Genomic DNA, 12,633 nt, shown 5'->3' with positions numbered 1-12,633 from the left:
TTATAATGGAACGAGTTCAAATGAATGAAACGCTAGAATTCTCTCGTATTATTCAAGGATTTTGGCGTTTAGCAGAATGGAATATGACGAAACAAGAATTACTTTCTTTCATTGAAGATTGTATGGATATGGGAATTACTACTTTTGATCACGCTGACATTTACGGCGGATATACGTGTGAAGGATTGTTTGGAGAAGCTTTACAATTAAAGCCTTCCTTACGAGAAAACATGCAAATTATTACAAAGTGTGGAATCGCTCCCCCATCACCGAAATTTCCAGAGCGATATGTTGCTCACTACAATACTAGTGCAGAGCACATTATTCAAAGTGCAGAAGCATCACTAAAAAATTTACATACAGATTATATTGACGTATTACTTATTCATCGTCCCGATCCTTTTATGGATCCAAATGAAGTGGCAAAGGCATTTTCACAATTAAAACAAGAAGGAAAAGTTCGTCACTTCGGTGTATCTAACTTCTTACCTTCACAATTTAATATGTTAAGTTCGTACTTAGATTTCCCGCTTATTACGAACCAAATTGAAGTTTCTGCATTGCAGCTTGAGCATTTTGAAAAAGGGACAATTGATTTATGCCAAGAAAAACGAATCAATCCAATGATTTGGTCACCTCTTGCTGGTGGGGAAATTTTTACTGGTCAATCCGAACGTGCCGTACGTGTACGCGAAACTATGCAAAAAGTTGCTACTGAGCTAGGTGTTTCTAGTATCGATACGGTTATGTATGCTTGGTTACTTGCTCATCCAGCTAATATGATGCCAATCGTTGGCTCTGGTAAATTAGATCGCGTAAAAACGGCCGCTCTTGCTACAAACGTTAACTTAGATCGTCAACAATGGTTTACAATTTTCGAAAGCTCTAATGGACATCCTGTACCATAATACACAAAAAGAAGAGCTGTTTCTTTACAGCTCTTCTTTTTTATATGTATTTCTCGTCATTGCAAATACACACATATCCCTTAATCCATTTCCATCTACCGCAACACTCGCACTTTCTAACGTACCTTCTAACTTAAAGCCTAATTTCTCAGGTATCGCTCTACTCTTCTTATTTAAAGAATCACAACGAATTTCTACACGGTTTGCTTTCAATTCAGAAAAAGCGTAATCCGTTATACCTTTCGCAGCCTCTACCATATAGCCTTTTCCGCTAAACCTTGTATCAATCCAATATCCGATTTCAAATTGAGGTATATCCCAATTAATACGATGTAATCCGGCTGAAGCAATAAATTCACCTGTTTCTTTCGAAAATACTAGTAATCTTAAATCCTCACGTTGCAAAAATTGAATATGTGATTTTCTAATACTTTCTTCTACTTCTTGCTCTGTTTGCTCTTTTTGTGCAAACACCATCCAAGGTTTTAGTTCTTCTATTGAAGCCTGAATTGCATCATATACAACTTTACCATCTCCTGGTTTCGGCATTCGAATAAAAAGCCTGTCAGTATAAAATTCAGAAGGAAAATCGAATAATAACGGATTCACTGTAAACACTCCCTATATTTCTTTTATATATAATAATATCCATCTCAAGTTATATAGTAAAGAATTTTCTGAATTGAAAACCTTTTACTCATTCACTTCCACCGCTACACGAATTCCAGATTCAATCGCACCTTGAATCCATCCGTGATATAGCGTTGTATGATCTCCAGCGAAGAATATTCTCCCCTCTGGTTTGACAATCGCTGGTTGCAACTCAGATTCTTGACCTGCTTGAAAAAGTGCAAATCCTCCAAGCGCATACGGATCCAATGTCCAGCTTTTTGATATTCCAGATATGAACTCATCATACACTTGACCACCTAATATTGTTGCTAAGTTGTGTAATGCGTAATAAATACGATCACCTTTTGATAAACCATCCCATAACAACGCGTCATAAGACCATGTATAGCTACCTAACATCATAGCCGGTCCTTTCTGCCCAATTCCATAACTTGGATAATAGGCATAACGAATTGGCAAATCTGTTATAATTCTGCCGCCTAATTGTCCTTGTTCTTCCCAAAATCGGCTTTTAAATTGAATTCCTATTTTCGTCGCAGGCATATAATGTAATTCACGAATTGCTTTCCATTTTTCATGAGATATAGAATCAAACGGATCTACTTCTACAAAACGCATTGTCGAAAACGGAATGGTAACAATAACTAAATCTCCTGTAATACTACTATATTCAAAAGTTTCCTCGTTCCGATAGAAAGCTGTCACACCATTATCGTGTTGATGTAGCTTCATTAATTTTTGATTATATATAATATTCTCTTCTAATTGCGGTAAAAATGACTTTGGCAATCTATCGTTCCCGCCCACAATTTCACAAAATCCGCTCTCCTCTTGCATAATGTATAGAAAGCGTAAAGTCTCTACAAACGATCGTTCCAAAAAACCTTCTAAATCTAATAGAACACCAATCATCTCAATTGTTACTGGCGAAAAGTAAGTATTATACTGATAAGGATGATACTTTAAAAATTGCCCAGTAGAGTATCTTCCAAAATCCTTTACTACAACGTCCCAATTTTTTTCTGGGTTCTTTTTTATAAAATTTATAATGGGCTGTACCGCTAACAATAATAATTCCTCTGACGTTTTTCCAACTTCATTCATTTCCACAGGATATCTTAGAATACTTGGATCTTTTTCATATTGTTTTAACGTCGTTTTCCGTCCATTTACGTATATAATATCCGTCTCATTCCTATTAATAAAAGGTCTCACCTGTAGCCCAAATTTTCTTATATATGTCATCGTTAATGTATGCGAATATGGAATCCTCATTGCTCCAACATCTAAATATAATCCGGTATCTTCCATTCTAACCGTTTCTATACGGCCACCTACCCGGTTATTTGCTTCAAAAATTTTCACATCATGTCCTGCAGCCTTTAATAAAGAGGCTGAAACTAACCCAGCCATACCAGCTCCCACTACAATAATCTGTTTTGGGCTTGTCGTCTTATTCAATCCTTTATCTATAACTTTTAACGCTTCATCCATTTCAGTGTTATACATTATATCTTTCTGCACAATTCCACCCCTTACTTCATCAAATGGACGTTAGTGGTTTAGTGCATTTTATTCATAAATCCCCATAAACATAACACCATTGCAATTTGAATATTCACTAAAAGTACATAAGAGACGGATCTCACTTTTCTTTATACTTCGTATAATATAGCAACTACAAAGAAGGAGTGGTTAAAAATGAAACATACCTATGACTATGATGCTACAAAAAAATATTTAGAATTAAAGAAACAAAACTTATGTAAAAAACTTAGCAATATGACACTATCTGAAAAAGAACGTGAACAACTAAAACGTGAAATTGACAACTATGAATATATTTTAAATCTAGTCGAAATGAATCATTATGAACGCGGATTTTCTCGTTAAAAGCGGAAATAAGATTATCCGCTTTTCATTTTGAGCATTTCACTACGCATTTTTCATAAGTAAATATATAATAGGATGTACATTAAGATTGAGAGGTATATTCTATGATCAAGTTAAGTGTATTAGACCAATCACCTATTTCAGATGGTAGCACAGCAGCCCAAGCTTTTTCACATACAGTTACGCTTGCACAAGAAATTGAAAAACTCGGATTCACACGTTTTTGGGTATCCGAACATCATAATTCCGTAAGCTTAGCTGGTTCAAGTCCAGAAATACTTATTTCTCATATTGCCGCAAAAACAGACCGTATTAGAGTCGGTTCAGGTGGTGTTATGTTACCGCATTATAGCCCATATAAAGTTGCTGAGAATTTCCGTGTTCTAGAAGCACTGTATCCGAACCGCATCGATCTCGGTGTTGGTAGAGCTCCTGGTGGTATGCCAATAGCAACTCGCGCACTTCAAGAAGGGAAAATGGTCTCACTTGATCAATATCCAGAACAAATTGCAGACGTTGCAATGTACTTACATGATCAAGTACCAGAAAACCATCACTATGCAAACTTAAAAGCCACTCCAGTTATCCCAACATCTCCTGAAATGTGGATGCTCGGTTCTAGCGGAGAGAGCGCTAAAATTGCTGCAAACAACGGAGCTTCTTTCGCATTTGCGCAATTTATTAATGGCTTTGGAGGCCCTGAAGTTATGAGGGCTTACCAAGAACAATATCAGCCTTCATTTTTAGGAGATAAGCCTAATTCAATCGTTGCCATTTTTGTTATATGCGGAGAAACAAATGAAGAAGCGGAAAAAATTGCTTCTAGTTTAGATTTATCAATCTTATTATTAGAGCAAGGAAAACGAACTACTGGTACACCTTCTATTGAAACTGCTCAAAATTATTCATACAGCGCTTATGATTTATTCCGTATAAAAGAAAATCGTCAACGTATGATTGTTGGTGATCCGTCTTCTGTAAAAGAAAAAATAATAAACTTAAGCAAAGCATACAATACTGACGAATTTATGATTGTCACGATTACTCATCAATTTGAACATAAATTAAAGTCTTATCGCTTATTAGCAAATGCTTTTAATTTATAATTCTAAAAAGAGATGCATCACATATGATGCATCTCTTTTTCTTACTACTTATTGTTTTTATTTCCTATATATTCAATAGCTTCTTTTAATAGCTCTTCAAAGTTAATAGGATAATCATGATCTAAGTCAGGCACAACTTTATACTTATGTTCTATATTCTTCTCTCTTAATAGTTGTACAAATTGCTGCGTGGATTCGAAACAATCTTCATCTTGATCCCCGCATACTATATATCCTTTTATATGTTTATCCTGCAGCACTCTTAGCAATTCATCCCATTCTTCAATCTCGGGAAGCCATGGTGCCATAAAAACAAAACCATCAACCTCTATATCTTTTTGCAAAATCGTATATAAAGCTACTCTTGCCCCTGCAGAAAAACCACCAATGATTACATTTTCTACTGTATGGTTTTCTATAAACTTATTGTAATGCCCTTTTAATTCTTCTTTCCCTCTCTCTATATCATCCCAAACAAATCCATCTGAAAACTGAATTTGTGAAGACTGTGGTAAAGCTAACGTGTAATCTTGTGTCAAAACTGATTTCCAATATGGCTCTACTATTTGAATATTTTCTTGGTCACCGTGCAATGTAAGTAGTAGATTTCCTTCTTTCTTGCTGTATATATATTTCACATCTGGTCTTTCCTTTTTATGTGCTAATTCTTCTCTTTCATTACATAATTGCACCATTGTATGAAATTCTTCAAATTTATGTAGTGATTTTAAATCTTCGTCGGAAATTAAATACTCATTTCCATACCAGAATCCCTTTTCTATAATGGCCTCTCTCATTAAATGTAATGCTTCTTTTTCAAGTCCCGATGCACTTGCGAGTGCATACTTAAAATTATATATTTGCGCCTCATTCCCTATTACACCTGTAGCGTTTTCCATTATATAATTGTACGCTTCAAAACTTCCTTTATTTGCATAACAACGTAACGTTTCATTTAATAATTGAATGTAAGTCATGCTATTTTTCATGTACCAATTCCCCCGAAACCTTTTATAATATTTTTTGCGAATCTTTATACCACTTTGTATAACTCACGCTAACAATACCTTATTCTCAAAATGATGCTTCATAGTTACTCTTCCCTGTCCAATACATTTAGTATAAATAATAATAGACTGAAAAATCAATATTTTAAAAAACAAAAAAAGACAACAATATATGTATTGTTGTTTTCATTACATCTACCCGCTCTTTTGTTTTTTTCTATCTGGTTTACTTGAAACTAAATAATGTTTTTCTGAAATATATAAGTCTCTTTTTAAGCTACGATTTAAGTAAGGTCCTAGCTTCATTCCGCATATGAGGCGATCTTCGCTACCTTCAACAATTGGGAACATTTCTTTTTCTGTTACGTATTGGTCTACTGCTTTTTGTACGACATCAATTTCTTTCACTAGGCTTAAATTTTCTGCTGTATGTTCAAATACCTCAAGCGTTTCCTTCGTTATGAGAAAATCATTTGTTGGAAATGCAGGTAAATACGGTTTTAACAAATCATAATTTACTGTATAATCTTCATTTACTAATACTGTATAAACGATATTAGCATTCGTTTCTAAAAACTGAGCCATCGCTTGTTCTAATTCATCTTTCGTAATTTCCCGCTCTTCTTTTCCAGTTCTGAAAAAGCGAAACATCGCATCGCCTCCTTTTTACTATATTATAGCATAAAAGAAAACTGAAAAATCATAAAAAAACCCATTGAAATAATTTTTCAATGGGTTTCTATTATATTTATCGTTATTTTAAGAATGCACTTAGCATCCATACATGCTGTTCTAATGTTGTATGAATTGCTAACAGCATGTCAGCTGATGTTTCATCACCAGCTTCACCTGCAACTTCCATACCTTCTTTTAATTCTTGAATAAGTGCAGAATAATCATTCACTAATGTTTGCACCATTTCTTCTGCAGATTCTTTGCTTGTCCCTTCGCTGACACTAGATGTTGCGAGATATTCTTTCATTGTCGCTAATGGTTTACCTTCTAAAGCTAAAATACGTTCTGCTAACTCATCAATATACGTTCCAGCCTCATTATAAAACTCTTCAAATTTCTCATGTAATGTAAAGAAGTGTGGCCCTGTCACATACCAGTGATAATTATGTAGTTTAACATATAACACATTCCAGTTTGCTACCTGCTTGTTTAATACTTCAACAACATTTGTTTTCGTACTCATACAATCACTCCTCTTATCATTTTGTAATGTTTATCTTTTAATAACCTAATTACATTTTACCATACATTCCCTTTCCTTTCGAACAATTGGCTTATATGTAACAAAGTTTTAACACCTTTAATGCTTCCCTAATATCATTAAATTCATGTATTTTTTCAAACACTTCATACGTCTAATTGTCCAAGCTCATACATATGCATAATAGTACATCAAGCTCATCATAGTAGAAAGAGGGATAACATGGACAATCAACAATGGCAAGTAGCAAAGAAAGTAGCCGCTACTTATATCGGAACTGTCGTTGGAGCCGGATTTGCTACTGGACGAGAAATTGTTGAATTTTTCACAGTGAATGGATTATACGGGACAATTGGCATATGTGTAAGTGGATTTTTTTTTATTTGGCTTGGCACAAAGATGATGTTACTTTCATCACAAATCGGGGCATTTTCAGCGCAAGAATTTAACAAATATTTATTTGGGGATGTATTTGGGAATGTTGTAAACACATTATTATTACTCGTTTTATTCGGCGTAACGAGCGTTATGTTATCAGGGGCTGGTGCAGTATTTGAAGAGCAACTTCGCTTACCAAGACAACTCGGTATTCTTATTACAGTTATCGCTTGTCTCATTATAAGTAGCCGCGGATTACAAGGTGTTTTTGAAGTAAATACACTTGTCGTACCTATTATGATGATTTTTATTATCGGACTTGCTATTACAACCTTTTTTCACGGTACAACTCCTATTAACAACACTATTCCTGCAGAGAGCTGGAATATGAAATGGATTACTAGCCCTATTACATATGTCGCCTTAAATCTTTCTCTCGCCCAAAGTGTTCTCGTCCCATTAGCCAGTGAAGTAAAGGATCGAAAAGCTATTTTTTGGGGTGGGATTTTAGGTGGTGCTGGACTTTCTTTAATTTTATTATGCAGCCATTTAGCAATCTTATCAGTCGATCAATTTTACCAATATAACATCCCAATGGCTGAAGTCATAAGAAGATTTAATGCAACTTTTCACTTCTTTTTCGTTCTCATTATTTTCGGTGAAGTTTTCACAACTTTAGTTGGTAATGTGTTCGGAATGACAAAACAGATGCAATCTATTACTGGGTGGAAAAATAACAATATTATTTTCTTCATTTTACTAATTAGTTATTGCTTTAGCTACATCGGTTACAGTGACTTACTTCACATTCTATATCCTATCATCGGATGGGTAAGTATTGTTATACTGCCAATCATTGCGTTTAAACAACTTCAAAAAACATAAAAAAGCATCCATGTTATTGGATGCTTTTTTATGCTCATTCACAATCATCACATACTTCCCAGTATGGTCCCATTTCTAATGCTAAATATGGCTTTAACTGCAACCGAATCATTCGACTAGGCATGCGCTCTAAAACAAATTGAATACCTTCTTCATCTTCGTCTAATTCAACTTTTGAAATCGCAATTCTTTGCATAGTCGTAATGGGAATTCCATCTTTATATAAAGTGATTTTCACCTCATCGTATTCATTAAAATATAATTCGACACTCATTTGATTTTTCAGTATTTCATCAACAATTTTAAATGTATTATTTTGTTCTTGGATTATATATTTCCATCCGCCTCTATCTTCTTTCGGAGCTGTTTGAAATAATGTCTCCAAATCCTCGTATAGCATAAGATAACCCCTCTCTTACTAAAAAACGATGAGTATTTTATATACCCTTTATCTCTATCACTATCCATAGCTATTGTACCATATATCAACGTTCTTACCGTATTCATTTGCTTCATACATACTTATAAAACAACTAATTCTATCTCCATTATTATGTATATTACCTCATTACTCCATACACTCTTACAAGTTCAAATAACGACAGACTTTAATCCATGTAAATATTGTCTACTCTCTGCTTTTATTAGCTCACAGCATTCACACTTTTACATATAGTAAGACTACCACAAATAAAAAAGGAGAGTGACTTATACCACTCCCCTCAAAAGACCTTCCCTATAGCTGCTAAAACTAATACGATTATTAAAATTGCAAATAATAATGAGACAATGAAACTAAAAATAGGTAACGCTTTCTTTTCATTCTTCTTAAATAGTAACTTTAAACTAAGAAAAATATTTACTGGTACAAATATAAAATAAAAATATTTAACAATTTGCACCGAGCTATTCGAAAGTGTTTTTAATATAAACACTTCAATTAGAAAAACAATAAAAAATGAAATACTTAGCCAAAATGAGACGTAACTAAGCCAAGAATGTCTTTTTGTCCCCCAATACACTCCCATAATACTCTCCTTTTATTTGTATTCTATACGTTAATAATTATACACAAAGCTAACAAATACCTCTATTTTTCGACAAACATTATGCAAAATACCATTTTAAACGTCATAAAGGAAGTTTACATCTCCATTTGATTTTACACAATAAAACAGACTACCCTCTATTGGCATAATGCTACTAGAGGTAGTCTGTTCTCTATTAGACTTTAAATCTGTCAATTAGTCCTTGCAACTCTTCAGCCATTTGAGATAACGTGCCTGCTGCAGATCCAATTTCCTCCATCGAAGCTAGCTGTTCTTCAGCTGAAGCCGCAACATTTTGTGTGCTTGTCGCATTATTTTGTGCTGTCATTGCAATTTGTCCTACCGAAATAGATACTTCATTTGCCCCTTTTGACATTCCATTAGCCGTTTCAACCATCGTCTTAATTTGATTAGCTATTTCATTTGTAGATTGTAAGATTTCAGCAAAGTTTTGCTTCGTTTCATTTGCGATAACAAGTCCAGATTGAACTTCCTCATTTACATGATTCATAGATTTGACTGTCTTACCCATATCATCTTGTATTTCACATATTAATTTACTAATTTCACTAGAAGATACGCTAGACTGCTCTGCCAATTTACGCACTTCATCTGCAACAATTGCGAAACCTCTTCCATGCTCACCGGCTCTTGCGGCTTCAATCGCCGCATTTAGAGCTAGAAGGTTTGTTTGATCTGCAATATTTTGAATTACTTCTAAAATATCACCAATTTGTTTTGATTTATTATTTAGTAATTGTATAACTGCATCTGATTGTGAAACCGATTCTGCAATAGACTGCATCTGGTTTACTGTTCTTCCTACTAGTTTCCCACCATCTTCTGCTTTTTCACGAGTATGTGCAGAAGCCGTATTAATAGATGATGAACTATTTGCTACATGTTGAATTCCTTCCGTTACATCAAACAGTAACATAGCGCCATTTTCTACGCTTGTTGTTTGCGTCGTTGCCCCACTTGATATTTCATCCATTGCGATTGTGATTTGCTCAGTCGCTTCACTTGCTTGCCTTACACTTGCAGTTAGCTCTTCTGATGCCGCTGCAACATGCCCAGCTGAATCGTTAATTCTTCCAATTAACGTCCGTAACGAATTCGTCATCTCATTAAAACCTTTAGCAAGTTGGCCGATTTCATCATTAGAATGAATTTCAATTGTTTGCGTTAAATCCCCTTCGCTTATTTCTTTAGAAGTAACAACTAATCTCTTTAAAGGCTTCGTAATTGAAAGTGTTACAAAATAAATAAGTGCCCCGCCTACTACTAATGAGATAAGCATAACAATTAACATATTATAAAATACAGGTTGAGCAGCTTCAATTACTTCACTTGAGTACATCGTCCCACCAATTTTCCAACCTGTTTTTACATTTGTAGCAAATACCATATTCTTTTCACTACCGCCATAAGAATATGAAAAAGCACCGTGATTATCTTCATAAATTTTCTTTGCCCAAGAATCAGCCGCTTTTTCCCCTGATTTTTCTTGTGGATGAGCAATTATTTTTTGCTTTCCATCTAAAATGAAGGCATATCCTTTTTTACCAATATTAATTAACTTTGATGTTTTTAATAAATTATCTAAACTTAAATCTAGCGCAACAACTCCATTTTTATCTTCTGTTTGTTTTGCGATTGTTACGACAATATGTCCATTTCCTTTTGCCTTATATGGCTCAGTAACAACAATACCACCTTGTTTTGCAACCGCATCTTTATACCAAGAACGCTCTGTTGGATCATAGTCTGCTGCCATTTGTATATTTGGTTCTTGTACAAATTTTTTATCATTTCCGGCAACATATACTTGTTCAATATCTTTATTTAAATTTATATATTGAGATAACATTTTTCTTAATTCATCCTGATTATCTCCTTGATACATATTCCCTTGAATTACTCGTGCAAAGTTATTCACATCGTTAAATTTTGCTTCAATCATTTGATTGATTAAATTATCTAATATTTTTATATTATCGTTAGCACTACTCGTAATTTGTGATTCAAAATTCTTTTTAGCAGTTTGATAAGACATGCCCCCGATTATAGAAACGGCTGCAATTAAAATTACAAAGAATGAAATTAATAGCTTTTTTGCTACTTTCATATTACGAAACAAATTTAATAGTTTACCCATTATGAACCTCCTAATTTTCAAATTTAAAAGTTAAATTGAGTTAATTATGAATATTTCCCGTTCCCTAATTATTATTTTCATAACCTATTATGGTGAATACTTTGTAAAGTTTAAACAATTAATTTCCTTTTGTCTATATATACGAATAATATTATTATAAAATTTACAAATAGAAAAAACCAAAGGGGCCCCTTTGGTTTTTACATTTTTTTATGTTGTTTAGAAATTTTCTTCCATTTATCACGCTCTGCTCTGGCAAGGATTGCATCTTGTTTCCTCATAAAATACGCCAGTTCTCTTTGTAATTTTTTATAGCTTTTCAAACGATCTATCGTAATAAGTCCATTTTCAATTGCACTATACACCGCGCATCCTGGTTCATTCTCATGCTTACAATCACGGAAACGACATGTTGTCGCAAATTCTTCAATATCAGAGAATGCTGTTTGAATCGCTTCGCTGCCTTCCCAAAGTTGCAATTCCCTCATGCCAGGCGTATCAATCACGAGAGCGCCACTAGGCAATTGGAATAATTCTCGATGCGTTGTCGTATGCCTCCCCCTACTATCCTCTTCACGTATATCTCCCGTTTTTGCTACATCAATTCCTATTAGAGCATTTAACAAAGTTGACTTTCCTACCCCTGATGATCCAACTAAAGCAATTGTTTTCCCTGAAGAAACGAATTGTTTCAACGAATCTATACCTGTATGCTCTAAACTATCAACAACGAAAATAGGAACACCAATTGCTATAGCTTCCGTTTCTACAATTTTCTCTTCCACATCATTACATATACTACTCTTTGTTAAAACAATAACTGGCATAGCGCCGCTTTCATACGCTAATAATAAATAACGTTCCATCCTTCTAACATTAAAATCATGATTAAGTGCATTCACTAAAAATAAATAATCTACATTTGCTGCTATAATCTGTTCTTCTGTTCTTGTTCCAGCCTCTTGTCTTGAGAAAGAACTTCTTCGCTGGAAAATACGATGAATAATTGCTTTCTTTTCATCTTCTATTTTCTTTATATACACCCAATCACCAACTGCTGGATAATCGCCTTTCGTAACTGCTTCATGCCGAAACTTCCCAGACAGTTCTGCCATATACTCACCATCATTACAAATAATTCGATATATATGCTTATGCTCGAGTAAAATTCGTCCTACTTCAAAGTTCTCAACAGCTTGTTCCTCAAAAAAAGAATCCCAGCCGAACGATTCTAAAATATTTTGATTCAAATTGATATCCTCCCTAGTGTAAGCTAAGCGGAAGGATCGTGCGCTCACTTATATAGTCTCGCCCTTTCCATCCACCTTTGTATTTGGTTTATTATTCATATAAGTTATTTTCGCCATAATACATCACCCCGTTCTTCTTTTAATTACTCT

13 protein-coding genes and 1 pseudogene are annotated in these 12,633 nt (G+C 34.3%); 4 read left to right on the top strand and 10 right to left on the bottom strand.

Annotated features, from left to right (window positions below; genetic code table 11):
* The first annotated feature begins 5 nt into the window (after positions 1 to 5).
* Positions 6 to 908 (top strand): aldo/keto reductase, encoded by a 903-nt coding sequence (locus ACTFRU_RS13030; protein ID WP_000442820.1) that lies wholly within the window; start codon positions 6 to 8, stop codon positions 906 to 908.
* A 24-nt stretch (positions 909 to 932) separates the two neighbouring features.
* On the opposite strand, the gene ACTFRU_RS13025 is transcribed toward ACTFRU_RS13030, so the two are convergent.
* Entirely contained in the window at positions 933 to 1,517 is a 585-nt protein-coding gene (locus tag ACTFRU_RS13025) for a GNAT family N-acetyltransferase (RefSeq protein WP_440037674.1), read from the bottom strand.
* A gap of 84 nt (positions 1,518 to 1,601) precedes the next feature.
* Positions 1,602 to 3,065, bottom strand: coding sequence for a flavin monoamine oxidase family protein (locus tag ACTFRU_RS13020; RefSeq protein WP_001168130.1), 1,464 nt, complete (start codon positions 3,063 to 3,065; stop codon positions 1,602 to 1,604).
* A gap of 177 nt (positions 3,066 to 3,242) precedes the next feature.
* On the opposite strand from ACTFRU_RS13020, the gene ACTFRU_RS13015 reads away from it, so the two are divergent.
* A complete protein-coding gene (locus ACTFRU_RS13015) occupies positions 3,243 to 3,434 on the top strand; it encodes a DUF3896 family protein (protein ID WP_076876555.1) in 192 nt (63 codons plus the stop codon).
* Positions 3,435 to 3,538: 104 nt separating this feature from the next.
* The gene (locus ACTFRU_RS13010; protein ID WP_000594029.1) at positions 3,539 to 4,540 is read left to right on the top strand and encodes an LLM class flavin-dependent oxidoreductase; all 1,002 of its coding nucleotides are present in this window, start codon (positions 3,539 to 3,541) and stop codon (positions 4,538 to 4,540) included.
* 44 nt (positions 4,541 to 4,584) lie between these two features.
* Here the strand turns inward: ACTFRU_RS13010 and ACTFRU_RS13005 are convergent, their stop codons facing one another.
* From ACTFRU_RS13005 to ACTFRU_RS12995, 3 genes are all read right to left on the bottom strand, one after another.
* Positions 4,585 to 5,529 carry an alpha/beta hydrolase gene (locus ACTFRU_RS13005; protein WP_063245873.1) on the bottom strand — a complete coding sequence of 315 codons (945 nt, stop codon included), beginning with the start codon at positions 5,527 to 5,529 and terminating at the stop codon, positions 4,585 to 4,587.
* Between the two features lie 213 nt (positions 5,530 to 5,742).
* Entirely contained in the window at positions 5,743 to 6,198 is a 456-nt protein-coding gene (locus ACTFRU_RS13000) for a DUF3939 domain-containing protein (protein WP_000488210.1), read from the bottom strand.
* Between the two features lie 103 nt (positions 6,199 to 6,301).
* Positions 6,302 to 6,745: a Dps family protein gene (locus ACTFRU_RS12995; RefSeq protein ID WP_000105199.1), complete on the bottom strand. Its 444-nt coding sequence runs from the start codon at positions 6,743 to 6,745 to the stop codon at positions 6,302 to 6,304.
* 240 nt (positions 6,746 to 6,985) lie between these two features.
* On the opposite strand from ACTFRU_RS12995, the gene ACTFRU_RS12990 reads away from it, so the two are divergent.
* On the top strand, positions 6,986 to 8,026 hold the full coding sequence (locus ACTFRU_RS12990; RefSeq protein WP_000370210.1) for a YkvI family membrane protein: 1,041 nt from the start codon (positions 6,986 to 6,988) through the stop codon (positions 8,024 to 8,026).
* Between the two features lie 34 nt (positions 8,027 to 8,060).
* Here ACTFRU_RS12990 and ACTFRU_RS12985 read toward each other — a convergent pair whose 3' ends face one another.
* The 5 genes and pseudogenes from ACTFRU_RS12985 to rsgA all read right to left on the bottom strand — a co-directional run bounded on the left by ACTFRU_RS12985 (position 8,061) and on the right by rsgA (position 12,483).
* A complete protein-coding gene (locus ACTFRU_RS12985) occupies positions 8,061 to 8,426 on the bottom strand; it encodes a DUF3979 family protein (protein ID WP_000965068.1) in 366 nt (121 codons plus the stop codon).
* 322 nt (positions 8,427 to 8,748) lie between these two features.
* On the bottom strand, positions 8,749 to 9,054 hold the full coding sequence (locus ACTFRU_RS12980) for a hypothetical protein (RefSeq protein WP_000539569.1): 306 nt from the start codon (positions 9,052 to 9,054) through the stop codon (positions 8,749 to 8,751).
* Positions 9,055 to 9,250: 196 nt separating this feature from the next.
* A complete protein-coding gene (locus tag ACTFRU_RS12975) occupies positions 9,251 to 10,069 on the bottom strand; it encodes a methyl-accepting chemotaxis protein (RefSeq protein WP_406741423.1) in 819 nt (272 codons plus the stop codon).
* Between the two features lie 123 nt (positions 10,070 to 10,192).
* Positions 10,193 to 11,131 (bottom strand): annotated as a pseudogene (locus ACTFRU_RS12970) (HAMP domain-containing protein); the annotation flags it as partial.
* Positions 11,132 to 11,433: 302 nt separating this feature from the next.
* Positions 11,434 to 12,483 carry a ribosome small subunit-dependent GTPase A gene (gene rsgA / locus ACTFRU_RS12965; RefSeq protein WP_290102328.1) on the bottom strand — a complete coding sequence of 350 codons (1,050 nt, stop codon included), beginning with the start codon at positions 12,481 to 12,483 and terminating at the stop codon, positions 11,434 to 11,436.
* Positions 12,484 to 12,633 lie beyond the last annotated feature (150 nt).

It is taken from the genome of Bacillus cereus group sp. MYBK220-1, assembly GCF_051916445.1.
Lineage (GTDB): Bacteria > Bacillota > Bacilli > Bacillales > Bacillaceae_G > Bacillus_A > Bacillus_A cereus.
The sequence above is the reverse complement of the archived record's forward strand: the minus strand, read 5'-3'. Positions and strand labels throughout refer to the sequence as shown.